This window comes from Varibaculum prostatecancerukia (assembly GCF_943169825.2).
GTDB lineage: Bacteria > Actinomycetota > Actinomycetes > Actinomycetales > Actinomycetaceae > Varibaculum > Varibaculum prostatecancerukia.
Genome location: NZ_OW968402.1, coordinates 2,037,181 through 2,053,677 on the forward strand (window position 1 = coordinate 2,037,181; position 16,497 = coordinate 2,053,677).

14 protein-coding genes and 3 tRNA genes are annotated in these 16,497 nt (G+C 54.5%); 13 read left to right on the top strand and 4 right to left on the bottom strand.

Features of this window, described 5'->3' with window-relative positions; genetic code table 11:
• Positions 1-5: 5 nt before the first annotated feature.
• The 8 genes from KO216_RS08775 to thiL all read left to right on the top strand — a co-directional run bounded on the left by KO216_RS08775 (position 6) and on the right by thiL (position 10,910).
• Entirely contained in the window at positions 6-3,707 is a 3,702-nt protein-coding gene (locus KO216_RS08775; protein WP_215523824.1) for a nitrate reductase subunit alpha, read from the top strand.
• Positions 3,708-3,748: 41 nt separating this feature from the next.
• Positions 3,749-5,242, top strand: coding sequence for a nitrate reductase subunit beta (narH, locus tag KO216_RS08780; RefSeq protein WP_215523825.1), 1,494 nt, complete (start codon positions 3,749-3,751; stop codon positions 5,240-5,242).
• Entirely contained in the window at positions 5,239-5,964 is a 726-nt protein-coding gene (gene narJ, locus KO216_RS08785; RefSeq protein WP_215523826.1) for a nitrate reductase molybdenum cofactor assembly chaperone, read from the top strand. The genes narH and narJ overlap by 4 nt, the downstream gene beginning before the upstream one ends.
• 4 nt (positions 5,965-5,968) lie before the next feature.
• Entirely contained in the window at positions 5,969-6,745 is a 777-nt protein-coding gene (gene narI, locus KO216_RS08790; RefSeq protein WP_215523827.1) for a respiratory nitrate reductase subunit gamma, read from the top strand.
• A gap of 130 nt (positions 6,746-6,875) precedes the next feature.
• Complete coding sequence (locus KO216_RS08795) at positions 6,876-7,280, top strand: TOBE domain-containing protein (protein WP_215523828.1); 405 nt, start codon at positions 6,876-6,878, stop codon at positions 7,278-7,280.
• The gene (gene modA / locus KO216_RS08800; protein WP_215523829.1) at positions 7,277-8,074 is read left to right on the top strand and encodes a molybdate ABC transporter substrate-binding protein; all 798 of its coding nucleotides are present in this window, start codon (positions 7,277-7,279) and stop codon (positions 8,072-8,074) included. Before KO216_RS08795 ends, modA begins: the two co-directional genes overlap by 4 nt.
• A gap of 8 nt (positions 8,075-8,082) precedes the next feature.
• Positions 8,083-9,672 (top strand): ABC transporter permease, encoded by a 1,590-nt coding sequence (locus KO216_RS08805; RefSeq protein WP_251452023.1) that lies wholly within the window; start codon positions 8,083-8,085, stop codon positions 9,670-9,672.
• A gap of 83 nt (positions 9,673-9,755) precedes the next feature.
• Complete coding sequence (gene thiL, locus KO216_RS08810; RefSeq protein ID WP_215523830.1) at positions 9,756-10,910, top strand: thiamine-phosphate kinase; 1,155 nt, start codon at positions 9,756-9,758, stop codon at positions 10,908-10,910.
• 43 nt (positions 10,911-10,953) lie between these two features.
• Here the strand turns inward: thiL and KO216_RS08815 are convergent.
• The 3 genes from KO216_RS08815 to KO216_RS08825 form a co-directional block, all read right to left on the bottom strand.
• Positions 10,954-11,029 (bottom strand) — tRNA-Phe (locus KO216_RS08815).
• Between the two features lie 20 nt (positions 11,030-11,049).
• Positions 11,050-11,123 (bottom strand) — tRNA-Asp (locus tag KO216_RS08820).
• Positions 11,124-11,159: 36 nt separating this feature from the next.
• A tRNA-Glu gene (locus KO216_RS08825) sits at positions 11,160-11,232 on the bottom strand.
• Positions 11,233-11,398: 166 nt separating this feature from the next.
• Between KO216_RS08825 and KO216_RS08830 the strand changes: the two genes are divergently transcribed.
• Genes KO216_RS08830 through KO216_RS08850 form a run of 5 tightly spaced genes read left to right on the top strand, consistent with a single transcriptional unit; the run spans position 11,399 to position 15,001 of the window.
• Positions 11,399-12,583 (top strand): mechanosensitive ion channel family protein, encoded by a 1,185-nt coding sequence (locus KO216_RS08830; RefSeq protein ID WP_215523831.1) that lies wholly within the window; start codon positions 11,399-11,401, stop codon positions 12,581-12,583.
• Between the two features lie 3 nt (positions 12,584-12,586).
• Positions 12,587-12,988, top strand: a complete 402-nt coding sequence (msrB, locus tag KO216_RS08835; protein WP_374047514.1) for a peptide-methionine (R)-S-oxide reductase MsrB — start codon at positions 12,587-12,589, stop codon at positions 12,986-12,988.
• Between the two features lies 1 nt (position 12,989).
• Positions 12,990-13,823, top strand: coding sequence for an endonuclease/exonuclease/phosphatase family protein (locus KO216_RS08840; protein WP_215523833.1), 834 nt, complete (start codon positions 12,990-12,992; stop codon positions 13,821-13,823).
• 15 nt (positions 13,824-13,838) lie between these two features.
• On the top strand, positions 13,839-14,735 hold the full coding sequence (locus KO216_RS08845; RefSeq protein ID WP_215523834.1) for an EamA family transporter: 897 nt from the start codon (positions 13,839-13,841) through the stop codon (positions 14,733-14,735).
• A 20-nt stretch (positions 14,736-14,755) separates the two neighbouring features.
• Positions 14,756-15,001, top strand: coding sequence for a GlsB/YeaQ/YmgE family stress response membrane protein (locus tag KO216_RS08850; RefSeq protein ID WP_215523835.1), 246 nt, complete (start codon positions 14,756-14,758; stop codon positions 14,999-15,001).
• A 506-nt stretch (positions 15,002-15,507) separates the two neighbouring features.
• On the opposite strand, the gene KO216_RS08855 is transcribed toward KO216_RS08850, so the two are convergent.
• A complete protein-coding gene (locus tag KO216_RS08855) occupies positions 15,508-16,419 on the bottom strand; it encodes a phosphoribosylaminoimidazolesuccinocarboxamide synthase (protein ID WP_215523836.1) in 912 nt (303 codons plus the stop codon).
• Between the last annotated feature and the right edge of the window lie 78 nt (positions 16,420-16,497).

A 16,497-nucleotide genomic window follows, 5' to 3' on the forward strand; every position in this document is an offset into this window, starting at 1 on the left:
ATAAAATGGCTGTTTCTTCGTTATTAAAACTAGGTGCGAAGCTTAGGCGCGGGCAGGTAAGCCAGGACGCTCGCCAAATGTTCCTGGTCGGAGGGCGGGAAGCCGATGCGTTCTATCGGCAACGTTTCAGCCATGACAAGGTGGTGCGCTCTACTCACGGCGTGAACTGCACCGGTTCTTGCTCCTGGCGGGTGTTTGTAAAGGACGGGTTAATCACCTGGGAGGCACAGGCGGTTGACTATCCGTCTACCGGTCCGGATATGCCCGACTACGAGCCGCGCGGCTGCCCGCGAGGCGCCGCGTTCTCCTGGTACGAGTATTCCCCCACCCGCATCCGGCACTCCTATGTGCGCTCAGTACTGCTAGATGCTTACCGCAAAGCTAAACAAACTCACCCGGATCCGGTCGAGGCTTTCCGGGCGGTAGCCGCAGATCCGGTAGCCTCCGCCGCCTATAAATCCGCGCGCGGCAAGGGCGGTATGGTGCGTACCAGCTGGGAGGAAGCCCTAGAGATCGTGGCTGCCGCCAACGTGGCCACCATCAAAGACTATGGTCCAGACCGCATCGCCGGATTCTCGGTGCTCCCGGCTATGTCGATGGTTTCTTTCGGGGCGGGCGCCCGCTACCTGCAGCTGATTGGTGGGGTCAACCTATCTTTCTATGACTGGTATGCCGATCTTCCAGTCGCTAGCCCCCAAGTGTTTGGGGATCAAACCGACGTTCCCGAGGCTGGAGACTGGTTTAACTCTTCCTACCTGCTGGTTTGGGGTTCGAATCTGCCACTGACTCGTACTCCGGATGCGCACTTCATGACGGAAGCGCGTTACCACGGTCAAAAGATGGTGTCGATTAATCCTGACTATTCCGATAACACCAAGTTTGCGGATGAATGGCTCCGGGTTAATCCCGGCACTGACGCGGCACTGGCGACCGCGATGGGACATGTGATTCTAAATGAGTTCCACGTGGGCAAACAGTCTCAGTATTTCCTGGACTATATGCGGGCATATACCGACTCGCCCTTCCTGATAAAGCTAGAAGAAACCGCGGAAGGATTGGTGCCCGGAAAATTCCTAAGCGCCGCTGACGTTTCTAGCCTACCTGCAGAAACTAAAGCAAAACCGAAACCAGAATTCCGCTTCTTAGTGATGGATGCCGACGGCAGTGTCAAGGATCCGGGTGGTACTTTGGCTGACCGGTTCACTCCGGAAGGTAAAGGCCATTGGAACCTGAAGATGGAGGGCGTCAATGCCGAGCTCAGCCTGTATGAAAGCGATGCTAAAACCGCAGAAATCACTCTTCCGCGTTTCGACCTGGTAGCCGGAGAAAGCGCAGGCTCCTCGGTAGGTGCTGGCACCATTAAGCGCGGGGTGCCGGTGCGCGAGGTTGACGGACATCTGGTTACCACCGTTTTTGACATTATGCTGGCTCACTATGGGGTAAAGCGCGCCGGTCTACCGGGCGTTTGGGGTGAGGATTATCAGGATTCCTCCAACCCGGGTACCCCGGCATGGGCAGAAGAAATCACCGGAGTGCCGGCTAATGCCACCATCCGGATTGCCCGCGAGTTCGCCCAAAACGCCCTAGATTCTAAGGGACGTAGCCAAATTATTTTGGGTGCTGGCACTAACCACTATTTCCACTCTGACCAGATTTATCGCACCATCCTGGCACTAACTTCTATGTGCGGTACCCAGGGGGTTAACGGTGGCGGCTGGGCGCACTACGTGGGGCAAGAAAAGGTGCGTCCGATTACCGGCTGGACGCAATATTCATTTGCCTTGGACTGGCAACGCCCGGCACGGCAAATGATCTCCACCGGTTTCTGGTATTTAACTACTGACCAGTGGCGTTACGATTCGCTAACCACCGACCGCTTAACTTCGCCCGCGAGCGTGGCTCAGGTACCCAAGCAAAACATTGCGGATTCTTTACTGGAAGCTACCGAACGCGGCTGGATGCCCGCATATCCCCAGTTCAACCGGTCTTCTCTGGAACTGGGACGGCAAGCGCAAGAGTCGGGGAAGAAACCCGCGGAATACGTAGCCGAACAGCTAGCTGCCGGAAAGCTAGAGTTCGCGGCGAAAGATCCGGACAACCCGGTCAACTACCCGCGCGTCCTCTTTAACTGGCGGACTAACCTGTTGGGGTCCTCTGCTAAAGGTACCGAGTTCTTCTTGCGCCATATGATCGGCGCCGATAACGATGTCCAGGCCGAGGAAGTACCCGAAGATCAGCGTCCTCGTAACGTTCGTTGGCGCGAGCAGGCCGCGAAAGGCAAGCTGGATTTGGTAGTGACTGCGGATTTCCGTAACACTTCTACCACTTTACATTCTGACGTTTTACTGCCTGCTGCCACCTGGTACGAGAAATATGACCTGTCCAGCACGGATATGCATCCCTATGTGCATACCTTCAACGCGGCGATCCTGCCGCCCTGGCAGGCACGCACGGATTTCCAGTTGTTCCAAGATCTGGCGCAATTGGTGTCGCAGATGGCAGGCAGTCACCTAGGCACGCAAACAGATGTGTTGGCCGCTCCTCTGGGGCATGACAGCCCCGATGAACTAGCTAATCCTGCCGGGGTAGTTATTCCCCGGGAGGAATGCGGCTGGGTGCCGGGAGTCAATATGCCAAAGATTATTCCGATCGAGCGCGACTACACCAAGATTGCGGAGAAATTTAACTCTTTAGGTCCGGTAATCGAGAAAATGGGGATGGGTACCAAGGGCGTGCCTTTCACCCCGGATAAAGAACTACGGGAAATGCGCGAACAGTTCGGAGAAATCGAGACCGCGATTGGCCCGCGGCCGCGCCTAGACACCGATCAGATTGCTGCCGAGTTTATTTTGAAGTTCTCCGGTACCACCAATGGACGGCTGGCTACCCAGGGCTTTAAGACCTTAACTGAAAAAGTGGGTGCCTCCGGAGATATGACTGAAATGTCTCGTGGGCACGCTGATTACCAGATCACTCTGGCCGATGTGCAACAGGCTCCCAAGACAGTGGTTACTTCCCCCGAATGGTCAGGCAGTGAACACGGAGGACGGCGCTACACCGCGTTTAGCCAAAACGTAGAGTACCACAAGCCCTGGCACACTTTGACGGGTCGGATGCACTACTACCTGGATCACGATTGGATGTGTGCCTACGGGGAATCCCTGCCCACCTATCGGCCTCCGCTGGATTTGCATCACCTATTTGGGGAACCCGCACCGGGCATGGTGCGCGGGGATGGCACCCCCAGTGCCGAGGTCGCAGTCCGCTACCTCACTCCCCATAACAAGTGGGCGATTCACTCCCAGTATTTCGATAATCTCTATATGCTCACTCTCGGTCGCGGCGGACAAACCGTGTGGATGTCTCCGCAGGATGCCGCCAAGATCGGGGTACGCGATAACGAATGGATTGAAGCCCACAACCGTAACGGAGTGGTTAGCGCCCGCGCGATTGTGTCCCACCGGATCCCGGAGGGAACCGTATTTATGTATCACGCACAAGAACGGATTACCCATACTCCGCTTAACCAGTCAACCGGTAAACGTGGCGGTACCCATAACTCCTTGACCCGCATCTTTATTAAACCAACGCACCTGTTGGGCGGATATGGACAGTTCTCGTATGCCTTCAACTACACCGGTCCTACCGGCAATCAACGCGATGAAGTCACTTATATTCGCCGCCGCAGCCAGGAGGTGGAGTTCTAAATGTCAGTGGCAGTTTGCATTTTCTCTAAAGGAGCCCAGTCATGAAAGTAATGAGCCAAGTGGTCATGGTAATGAACCTGGACAAGTGCATTGGTTGCCACACCTGCTCGGTGACCTGCAAACAGGCATGGACTAACCGTACCGGCACCGAATATATGTGGTTCAACAATGTGGAGACCCGTCCCGGACTCGGTTATCCGCGCACCTGGGAAGACCAGGAAAAGTGGAAGGGTGGCTGGCGGCGCACTGCCTCCGGCAAGTTAGTTCCGCGTTCTGGGGGGAAACTAGCACAGCTGGCTAAAATTTTCGCCAACCCCAATATGCCGCAGATAGATGATTATTACGAGCCCTGGACTTACGACTATGACAAGTTGTTGTCGGCTCCGGCAGGTTCGAAAGCGCTACCGGTAGCGCAGGCGCGTTCTCAGATGAGCGGAAAGCCCCTAAAGAACATCGAGTGGGGGCCAAACTGGGATGACAATCTGGCCGGCTCTACCGAAACCATGCAGGACGATCCCACCCTTAAAAAGATGAACCAGAAGGTAAAAGCGGATCTCGAGAGTTCCTTTATGTTCTACCTGCCGCGCATTTGTAATCACTGTTTGAACCCGACTTGCGTGGCCGCCTGCCCTTCGGGAGCGATGTATAAACGTACCGAAGATGGGATTGTTCTGGTCGACCAGGATGCTTGTCGCGGTTGGAGGATGTGTGTTTCGGGTTGCCCCTATAAGAAGGTTTATTTCAACCACAAGAGCGGCAAAGCCGAAAAATGTACTTTCTGTTATCCCCGGATTGAGGCCGGCGATCCTACGGTTTGCTCCGAAACCTGCGTTGGTAGGCTGCGCTACCTGGGAGTAATCCTTTATGACGCAGATCGAGTCAGCGAGGCAGCCGCAACCGAGGACGAAACTCAGCTTTACCAGGCACAGCGAGACGTAATGTTGGATCCCTCCGATCCGGAAGTGATTGCAGCTGCGCGGCAAAGCGGGATTCCTGAGTCCTTTATCGAGGCGGCGCAAAAATCTCCGGTCTATAAGTTGATCGTGGAATATTCTCTGGCGCTGCCCCTGCATCCAGAGTTCCGCACCTTGCCGATGGTTTGGTACATTCCCCCACTATCTCCGGTAGTTGAGGCGGTTACCGCTTCGGGAGCCGACGGTGAGAACCACAAGGTCCTGCTGACTGCCCTAGCCACTATGCGTATTCCCTTGGAATATCTAGCTGACCTATTTGCCGCTGGGGATCCGCGCCCGGTGGAGCGCTCCTTGCGGCGCTTGGCGGCTATGCGTTCCTATATGCGCGATATCAACCTGGGCGATCAGCCGAACCCGGAAATCCCGGCTGCGGTGGGCATGAGTGAACAACAAGTAAAAGCCATGTACCGGCTGCTATCGATCGCTAAATATAAAGATCGTTACGTCATTCCCACCACTCATCCCGAAACTGCCCGTACCCCCAGTGAATATATTTGTCCGGTGGGTCAGGGCGCGTCCTCGGGTAAAGTCCCGGTGGAAATTGGGAGGGCGCCGCGGTGAACTCCAAGGTTTCTTTCATTCCTACCCGGCAGGAGGCGCCCCCGGTAAACGCGGTGGCTCTCGAGCCGAACCAGCGCTCTGCTGCTCTTATGGCATGCGCGCTGCTTTTGGATTATCCCGGTGACAACCTAGAGAAAATCCTTTCGCAGGTAAAAGCAGAAGCTGAGCTGCTACCCGAGGCTATCGGGCAAGAGCTACGAGAGTTTTGTTCCTGGGCTCGCATGCGCGGGGTTCGCGGGGTACAAGAGGACTACGTAGAAACTTTTGACCGTAAACGCCGCTGCGCCCTGGAGCTAACCTATTACGCCACTGGAGATACCCGGCAACGCGGGATCGCGCTTACGGTGTTTTCAGATTTATTTAGCGCCGTAGGATTTGAACCTCCCCACCGGGAATCTTTACCCGACTATCTACCTCGGGTTTTAGAGTTGGCAGCCCGCTGTGAGGGCGAAGATGTAGCTTTAGTGTTGGGCGCGATCGCCGCCAGCCGGGAGGGTATCGAAGTGCTGCATGCCGCGCTATGCTCTCTGGATTCTCCCTGGCAAAAAATAGTAAATGCCCTGCGCATGGTGTTGGGAGAAGCTGACAGTGAAACCAGCCAGCGCATGGAGCGCCTAATCCGTCAAGGCCCGCCTACCGAATTGGTGGGCTTAGACGACAGTAATAACTTACCGTGGCCACAGTTAGCCCCGGTTCAATCAGACACCGCGAGCGAAGGGTGAAGTCATGGACGTATTGTTTTGGGGAGTATTTCCCTACATTTGCATTACGCTGCTAGTTGCCGGTCTTATCTGGCGTTACCGCTCTGACCAGTATGGATGGACTTCCGAGTCCTCACAGCTACGGGAAGCTAAAATCCTGCGACTAGCTTCCCCGCTATTCCATTTCGGGATCCTGTTCGTACTGGTGGGACACTTTATGGGGCTATTTATTCCCGACTGGATGACCGAGTCTATGGGGGTCACCCAGCATCAGTACCACCTGCTAGCCACTTTTGGGGGCACCGTGGCAGGGATTGCGGCGCTGGTCGGTTTTATTGGTTTACTGTGGCGGCGTTTCGTAAACCATTCGGTACGTTTCGCTACTACCGGCCGCGACCTGGTGGCCTATGTATTCTTGGCGATCCCCCTGGCGTTGGGGGCAATAGCTACTGCCGCCAACCAGCTTTTTGGAGCAGATGGCGGCTATAACTATCGCAAGACAATTTCGGTGTGGCTGCGTTCCCTGTTTATGCTGCAACCGCGAGTAGATCTAATGGTCGATGTGCCGCTCAGTTTCAAGCTGCATATTATTGCCGGCTTGCTGCTGTTGGCGGTCTGGCCTTTCACCCGCCTAGTGCACGTGCTCTCGGCTCCGGTGGGTTACGTTACTCGGCCTCCGATCGTTTACCGGTCACGGCGCCCCGCGACTGCCGCTAGCCCTGAAAAGCCGGGCTGGGCCCCGGTTCGGGCTACTGCTGCTGGCGGTGAGGACGCAGGAGGAGCGCCTGCGCAGGGAGCCTAATTCGGGGAACTTTTACTAGGCTGTCGGACTGAGCTTCGTGATGCCGGCAGCTTCGTAGTTTTCTCCCTATTTATTCCGCGCTATCAAGGCTTTTCCGATATTTTCCTCGAATTTACGATAATCTGTGCCTATGCCAAAATATCGTATATCTACTATCGCCAACCTGCTAGGGGTCAGTGATGACACCATTCGCCGTTGGCTCGATGAAAACCTAATCAAAGCAGTTACCGGATCTGGACCCAAGCGGGTGGACGGCGCCTCAGTTGCCCGTTTCTTGCAGGAACGACCTAGTGCCATACATCTGGGAGAAAAACCTAACCAGTCAATCCGTAACCACTTCCAAGGTCTAGTGATAGCTCTGAAAAAAGGCCAAGTAATGAGCCAGGTGGATCTGCAGTGCGGGCCCTACCGGGTGGTTTCCTTGGTCTCTACCGAAGCGGTGGAAGAACTTAACTTAGAGGTAGGTTCAGCGGCTACCGCCCAGATCAAAGCGACTAACGTTTCGGTGCAGCTCCCAGAAGGAGAAAAACTGTGAAAAAGTTTCGTCTTCTCGCCCTAGCTGCTGGGCTTGCTTTGACCCTCGGTGCCTGCTCGGCTTCCGGAGGTACTAAGGCCACAGAAAGCAAGACTCCGACTGAAAAAACCCAGTTAACGGTGTTCGCTGCCGCCTCCCTAAATAAAGCCTTCCCGGAAATAGTAGAGAAGGTACTGAAAAAGTCCGACCCCAATATCGAGGTAAAGTTTTCTTTCGAAGGTTCATCTACCCTGGTAGATCAACTAAAGAATGGCGCGGCGGCCGACGTGTTTGCTTCAGCTGACGAAAAGAACATGACCAAAGCGACCGATGCGGATCTGGTTAGCGAGGTTAAACCCTTCGCCTCCAATACCCTGGCGCTAATCGTCCCCAAAGGTAATCCCGCCAAGATCACCGGGCTAGACGCCTCTTTGGATGGCAAAAAACTGGTGGTTTGCGCCGAGGGCGTGCCTTGCGGCAATGCCACCAAGGAACTGCAAGAAAAACTAGGCGTCACTCTGAAGCCGGTATCGGAGGAACAGAAAGTTACCGATGTGCGCGGCAAAGTTGAAAGCGGTGAGGCCGACGCGGGACTGGTTTACCAGACCGACGCCCTAGCTGCCGGAGACAAAGTAGAGATTATCAAAGTTAAGGGAATCGAACAGGTAGTTAACGCCTACCCGATTACTTTGGTGAAAGCCTCTAACAACCAGGAGGCAGCTAAGAAGTTTATCGCGGCTGTCCTGTCTGACGAGGGCCTAAAGATCCTGGAAAACTATGGTTTCTCTGCTCCCCTGTCAACAGATAAGAGCTAACACTTCCCTTGCGTAAGTCTTTCGGAGCTAATCAAGCGGCGGGATCTCCAGCTTGGCTGTGGGGCCCCGCCACCTTGGCGTTACTTTTCCTGCTGATCCCTTTCGCCGCCTTGGTGATGCGGGTACATTGGGGGCAGATTCCACAGCTACTGGCCACTACCCAAAGCCAGGACGCTCTTTGGCTGTCCTTAAAAACCTGCCTGACGTCTACTGCGCTGTGTATTGTCTGCGGGGTGCCGCTCGCGTTGTGGCTCGCCCAGGCACGCAATAGTTTCTTTCCTCGCCTGGTACGCACCTTTGTCACTCTCCCGATGGTATTGCCCCCGGTCGTTGCCGGTCTGGTGCTACTAATCACCTGGGGACGGATGGGGATTTTAGGGTCGAAGCTGGATCTATTAGGGATTCAGATTGGGTTCACCACCTTGGCGGTAATTATTGCCCAAACTTTCGTGGCGATGCCCTTCCTGATTACTTCTTTAGAGGGCGCGCTGCGCACTCGGGGTTTCCAATATGAGGCCGCAGCCCGGGGGTTAGGCGCCTCCCGCACCCGAACCCTTCTACAGGTAACTTTGCCGCTATCGGCACCCGCAATCGTGTCCGCTACTGCCTTAGCGTTTTCGCGTTGCCTAGGAGAGTTTGGGGCAACCATTACTTTTGCCGGCTCCCTGCAAGGTATTTCCCGCACCCTTCCCCTAGAGGTATATCTGCAGCGCGAAACCGATACTGACCTGGCGCTTTCTTTATCTTTAGTGATTATTGCCCTGGCAATTGTGATAGTAGGTGGCACCCAGGTACTTTCCGACTTCTGGTACTCACGCCTGATGGGGCGACAAAAGCAAAACGACGCCCCGGGAGCAGTAGGCGCGATTAGCGGTCTTTCCAAAAAAGTTGCACGCGAAAAACAGGCTGGCCCCGGGGTGCATCTGGATGCGAAAATCGCGGTGCGTAACCTGGATGTGGATTTAGATTTTGCTCCCGGCTCCGCCACCGCCTTGCTGGGCCCGAATGGGGCGGGAAAATCTACCATTATTTCCCTGTTGGCCGGAACACTGGTACCGGATTCTGGCTCTATTAAATGGAGCGTCGACCAGCCCCGGATTGTCCTCCTCGCCCAAGACCCGGCGCTATTTCCGCATATGTCCGTGCTGCGTAACGTAGTGTTTGGGTTGCGCTGCTTAGGGATCGATAGGCCGCGCGCTGAAAAGCTGGCTCGCGCCCAACTAGACTCCGTAGGCATGCAGACCTTAGAGCGCCGCCGTCCCCATCAGCTTTCCGGCGGTCAAAAGCAACGCGCCGCTATTGCCCGGGCGATGGCGATTGAACCGGATGTGGTGTTACTGGACGAACCGATGGCCTCCCTAGACGTAGAGGTAGCCGATCAGCTGCGGCTGTTATTGCGGGAACGGATTGGGGGTGCCACCACTATCCAGGTCACCCACGACCTAACCGATGTGATTGCCTTAGATTGCCAGGTAGTAGTGCTAAAACATGGGAAAGTTACTCGGCGCGGCTATTGGCGCGACCTATTCGAGGAAACTGAAGATCGGTTCTTGCAGCAACTAACCCGCAAAGCCCAGCTAGATAACGCTATTAAATAGGATTCACGGTTAGCTTTGTAGGACAACGACGGGTGGGAAATCTGGGTTAGGGGTGCTTGCAGGCTGCAGGTAAGCTAACATCCATGAGCATGTCCCGTTCCGCGAAGAGCGGCCCGATCGCTTCCTCCTCTGCGTCTTCCTCCCAGGCTGCCTTTAAGGTCGTACCTACTCCGATTACCGCCGAAGACCGTTTAATCGCCGATTTTAGCCGTAATCTGCATACTCACCCCCGGGTGCTGGTGGGCACCGGAGATGATTGCGCGGTTTTGGCGCATCCTGATTCTCGCTCCGTTATTTCCACCGATGTGCTGGTTGAGGGAGTACATTTTCGCCGCGACTGGATGAGCCTAGAACAGATTGGCCAGCGCGCGGCCGCTCAAAACGCCGCCGATATTGCGGCGATGGGAGCCAGCGCCCATAGCGCGGTCGCGGCGGTAACTGTTCCCAAAGAAATGGGCAAGACTGAGATGAATGCCTTGGCTGCCGGGCTGACAAAAGGGTTAGAGAGTTACGGGTACTCCCTGGTAGGAGGAGATTTATCGCGCGGATCTTGCCTGCAGGTGGCAGTTACGGTTATCGGGGATTTACAAGGTCGGTCTCCCCTGCTGCGCAGTGGGGCAAAAGCGGGTGACCTGGTGTATTTCTCCGGCAATCTGGGGGATTCGGCTGCCGGTTTAGCGCTGCTAGAACGCTTTCAAAGTCCGGCAGTGGCGGTAAATGATCCTGCCCTTCCTAAAACCTTGCACAACCTTGCGGATGAGGTGATTTCTCGCTATCAAGTGCCGCAGGTTCCTGCCGATCTTGCGCCGCAACTGGCGGGGGCAGGCGTGCATGCATTGATGGATGTTTCCGATGGGCTCACCCGTGACGGAGCGAAAATAGCTGTCGCCTCCGGAGTGGTTATTGATTTACAGCGTGAACTGTTGGAAAAGTACGCGAGCCGGTTATCAGGGCTTGCTCATGCCCTGGGGATTAACGCTTGGGATTGGGTTTTAGGCGGCGGCGAAGACCACGGGTTACTTTGTACCGCGCCCGCAGGATTTTCGATTCCCGGATTTTCCGCCATTGGACGGGTACTACCAGCAAACTCGCCTGGGCATACGGAATGCAGCGAAAGTAGCGGCGAGGACGCAGGGGTCACTAATCCCCACTCGTCCTCAAAAGAAAGCCTAGGAACAGAGCTGTTAATAGATGGAAAACTGCAGTGCCAGCAAGGTTGGGATCATTTTGCCTCTTAGAGGCAGGAGTTAAAAATAAAATTTAACGCGAAAAAGCTACCAGTGGTGGCTCCGACCGGCATCGATCCGGTGACCTTTCGATTTTCAGTCGAACGCTCTCCCAACTGAGCTACAGAGCCTAGCGGTCTAATAAGACCTGCGACCCAGACGGGACTCGAACCCGCGACCTCCGCCGTGACAGGGCGGCGCGCTAACCAACTGCGCCACTGGGCCATATTTATTTATGTTTCTCCACCTCTCGGCAGATCGTACCCCCAACGGGATTCGAACCCGTGCCGTCGCCGTGAAAGGGCGGTGTCCTAGGCCTCTAGACGATGGGGGCCTTGCGGCCTGGCCCAAAGGCCTCGGCTCAGACTTGAATTAGCTTACCGGGCGAAGGTGAGTAAAGGCAAAGTAATCATCTATGAAGCCTCTCACAACTAACGTTTACCGCGTTGTTTAAGGGTTTAATAACTGCATTTTTTGCCCGCGAAACGTAGTCTAGATATATGCAGCTGCAACCTTGGGGAACATCTTCATCCGATCAAACTGTCGAAAAAGTATTCGACTGGTTAACTAGCCTCGCCGGTATGGGCGTGGGGGTAGTCTCTGGGATAGTGCTGGCGTTAATCGCTACTGCCATTTTGAAGCTGGTGTCCCGGCGGCAACCGCTCACGAAATTGATCCTGAACCGCGCTACCCGCGCCTTCTTCCTCACCATGATAATTTTGGGAGCCTATCTGGGCTGGAAATACACCACCTCCGGTCTAGAAATTGAAAGTTCTACCGGAATTGGGCGCTTTAGTCATGGACTGCTGGTTGCAGTAATTTTGGCGTTTACTTTCCTTACTACCCGAATCTGCTATCTGATTGAGGACGTAGCGGTCAAGGCTAACCAAGAGAAGCCCTCTCGTAACCGTTCGAAAATGCTCACCCAAGCACAGGTGATTCGGCGCGTCCTGCAAGCGGTAGTGGTCGTGGTGGGGATTGCCAGCGCGATTTTAACCTTCCCCTCTGCCCAGGTGGCAATGGGATCTATGTTGGCTTCAGCTGGGGTGGCCTCGATTGTGGCAACTTTGGCTGCTCAATCGACCTTGGCGAATGTGTTCGCCGGGGTGCAAATGGCGTTGTCAGACGCTCTGCGGGTAGGAGATAAGGTACAGGTTCCTGGTTTAGACGGGAAAAAAGAACTGGGCACGGTAGAGGAAATCACCCTCACCTACGTGGTGCTTAATCTCTTTGATGAACGCCGAATGATTGTGCCTTCTACCCATTTCACTCAACAGAAGTTCGAGAACTGGACACGCAAACACACTCAGCAGGTGGGAATGGTGGAGCTCTATCTCGACTATTCCGCACCTATCGATTCGATCCGCGCACAAGTGGATTTGCTGCTGTCGGGCACTGAACTGTGGGATGGACGCAGCGCCAGCGTCGATGTTTCCGATATGAACGCTGATTGCCAGACTGTAAGGATCTCCGTTTCTGCGGTAGACAGCAATGATTTGTGGGTATTACGGTGCTACCTGCGCGAACAGCTGATTCAGTGGTTGGTGAAAGAGCTGCCTTGGGCGCTGGTTTCCCGCCGGATTCAACCGCAAGAGGTTCGCTACCTCAGCCGTGACCGTTCCGACGAGGAAGTTCACCGCCTGGCACGCAAGTTGGTAGGCGAAAATCAGCCAGAGAAAGGCTAAATGATGAGTGAATTTGATCCCCGCACCGCCAGCGAGACAGATTGGCGAAACCGCCTGGATGCTAACGAATATTACGTTTTACGCGAGGCCGGAACCGAACGCCCAGGTACTGGGAAGCATCTCTACGAAAACCGGCAGGGGATTTACCGTTGCCGAGGCTGCGGGGCAGAGCTGTTCCGCTCCGACACCAAGTTTGATTCTAACTGCGGCTGGCCAGCTTTTTTCCAGCCCGAGGACGCCGCTGTCAGCTATCACCGCGACTCCTCGCACGGGATGATCAGGACCGAGGTTCGTTGCGCTAACTGTGGCTGCCATCTAGGACATGTTTTCGAGGACGCGCCGGATATGCCGACTGGGCAACGCTATTGTATTAACTCTATCTGCCTGGATTTTCAAGCCGAATAATATGCGGATAATCAGCGCTAATCTGGAGCATGGTACCCCGGCTGAGGGGCAAACTTTGCCTGGGAATCGCTGGCAGGAGCTGGCGCAACTGTTTGCCGCTTTCCGCCCCGATGCGATCTGCTTGCAAGAAGTTGACTATTACCAGTTGCGCTCGGGGTTCCAAGACCAGACCCGCACCCTAGCCACTGCCTTGAATAAGGAAACCGGGCAGGTCTGGCAGCACCGATTCTTAAGTTTTTTCACTGGTCAAACGGCTTTCGGACTGAGATTGCCAGTGGCGTTAACTACTAGCGCCCTCGCTAATCAACACCGCTTTTTTCAAGCTAATCGACCCCTGCTGGGCGGATACGGAGTGGGGATATTAACCCCCCATCCGGTGCGCCGCTGGGTGAGCGCCAAACTGGGTGCGGCTCCCCCACGCATCAAAATTGCCGACCCAGATCCGCGCACCTGGAAATTCTATGGCGGGCAAACCCGCAGCCTGCTAGGGGCAGAAATAGTAACTGCAAATGGACGATTTTTACTGGGCAGCACCCACCTAGAGCTGGGAGTTGCTACCGCAAGACGGCAGCTAGTCCGCTCCTGGGAGGGATTGTCTTTGCTGGCGGGGAAAGCAACTCCGCTGCTGGTGGGGGATATGAATCTTCGTGAGGAGGTATCTCGCGCCCTCTACCCCTACTTGTCTTTCGCGACTGCCCCCACTTTCCCAGCTAGTGAGCCTCACTTCCAGATTGACCAGTTATTTGCTCCCCCCACTTGCCAAATCTTGGGAATAGACACTATCCAAATGCCGATCTCTGATCACCGCGCATTGTTTGTCGAATTACAGTCGTAACTGTAGGGGGTGGCGATGGGTAGCGCGCGGAAATTTTCTGATCGGATTCCGGCGCCTTTAATTTTTGTGGGCTCTGGTTTGTCGCAATATTCGGGCGCGGCGGTCGCTACTATCTGGTTGTTTTCCCTGATGAGTCCCACTACAGTGGCCTGGTGGCGAGTGGCGATAGCAGCCGTTATCCTGGTGCTGATTCGCCGTCCTTTCCACCGCGGCCTCACCTGGCGGGCGCTGGCAGCAGCAACGGTTTTGGGGTTATTCATCACCACCATGAATATGACTTTTTACCAGGCTATTTCGCGGATTCCCCTGGGTACTTGCGTCTCGATTGAGTTTGTGGGGCCGGTGGTGGTGGCACTTTTTCGAGGACACGGCTGGCGCACTCGGATCGCGGCGATTCTTGCGGGGGTGGGAGTAGCTTCCATTTCCGGGATTGGCCTGGATATTTCCACTGCCTCGGCACGGATCGGGTTGGCGTTTTCGATTGCTGCTGGTTTTTGTTGGGCGGGCTATATCGTAGTAGGGCAAAAACTCGCTGCCGCCGGTCATGGCCAAGATTCTTTAGCGATGGGTTTATTTATCGCAGCTATCCTGACGGTGCCGATAGTAGGGCCGTTGGAGATCGCTAAGGGGTGGCAAAGTGGCTGGATCTTGTTTTGCTGTATTGCGGTGGGAGTGCTTTCTACGGCGTTACCGTTTCCTCTGGAGCAGGTGGCGTTACGGCGCCTAGGTCCCGACATTTTTTCGCTATTAGCTTGCCTAATGCCGGCGATTAGTGAGCTGGTGACGATGGCAGCCCTCCGCCACCTGCCAAATGCTGGAGAAATCGTGGGATTACTGTGCATTTCGCTGGCGGTTGCTTTTGCACAATACCGTCCGGGAATGTTAAACAGGAAAAGTACGGATAATAGCTAGAGAAAGTTTTGGAGAAGAAAATGGGTTTGATTGGTTCGATTATTGCTGGTGGCATCATTGGTGCTTTAGCTCGCTTCTTTATGAAGGGTAAGCAGAACATGGGGATGATCATCACCATCATCATCGGTATGATTTCTGCTGGTCTGTCTGATTGGATCTTGGCCAAGGTAATTGGTGAGGGTCACGGTTTCATTAGCTTCGTAGTGGCGATTGTGATTGCAGTCGGTTTGATTACCGCCTACCTGGGAATTACTAACAAGAAATAAAACTAGCCCCGGCTACCTAACGGTTTTGGTGGCTGCGGCTCCCAAAATCTAGAAGACATAAAGCTGCTGTCCGGCAAGTTACTTTGCCGGGCAGCAGCTTTTTGCTATCCCTGAGCTTAACCCCTCTAACTCTAAAGTAGTTACCTGAGGGTTTTGAGGTCGGGTGAGCACCACAAGATTTTTCCCGCTAAGCACCGAGGTCTGGACTGTTGAAAACCTTTACATTGCGGCGAAACTTCGCCATTGGGAACGAAGTTTTCCGCAGGTTATCCCCAGGCAACCTGCAAATGCTAACGCTCAGGCAGGTCAAAGCCTCAATACCGCTATGACCAGTTCAAACCCCTAATACCCTCAAGGTTTACCTGAGGGTAATCAAGAAAAATTTGACATTTCCGGCTTTAAGACTTTGGTTAAAAAAGTTATCCACAGATATTATCCACAGGGGTGTGCGCGAATATAAAACCGCAGCGAAACCTGTGGATACTATCTGTGGATGATTGCCCGACTTACTCGTTAAGAGTGCGCCCGGTGAGAGTTTCGTAGATTTCCTTATAGCGACCGGATGTTTGCTTCACCACATCTGCGGGGATCTCTGGGGGATCCTGTAACTTGTATGGCTGCCAATCGCAGGCATCCGAATCCACCCAGTCCCGCAGAATTTGGGTGTCCATCCGGGGATTATGCTTGCCTGGCTCATAATTATCGGCACTCCAAAAACGCGAAGAATCCGGAGTCAGTACCTCGTCACCCAAGACCACGGCCTCGCCCCCATAGGGTAGAGCCGAACCGAACTCGAACTTGGTGGATCCTAAAATCACCCCGCTATCGAGGGCAATCTTGGCTGCACGGTCGTAGAGATCCAACGAATACTCGATAATCTTATCTACCCGACCACTGCCAACTAGCGACTGCAACGCTTCCCAGGAAACGTTGTTGTCATGGCGACCCATCTGGGTTTTGGCAACCGGATTGAAAACTGGTTCCTCTAGCTTTTGATCCTGCTGCAAACCCTCGGGCATCCGCGCCCCGCCGATGGTGCCTTTGGCCTGATACTCACGCCAGGCTGCCCCGGATAAGTAACCGGAGACATGGCACTCCAGAGGGTACATATCGAGGCGGCGGCAAATCATCGCGCGTCCAGCTACCATCTCGGGTACCGAGGAAGTGGATAGGAAGTGGTTGGGAATAGAATCCCCCAACTGCTCTAGCCACCAGGTAGTCAACTGGGTAAGCGCAATGCCTTTACCCGGAATTTCTGTAGGAAAGACCTGGCCATAGGCACTGAAACGGTCAGTAGCTACAATCAGAACCGTGTCTGAATCGTACGCGGACTGCCCCGCAGGATAATAGATTTCTCGTTCTTTACCGGAAAATAAATGGCGCCATCCACGCAGCGCCGGAGTATCACTTGACGACATATTTATCATTCTTACACTTTTTATTTAGATATGGGAGGGCTGCAGCAAAATTTCTAAAAATTTCTGTGGCTATAATAG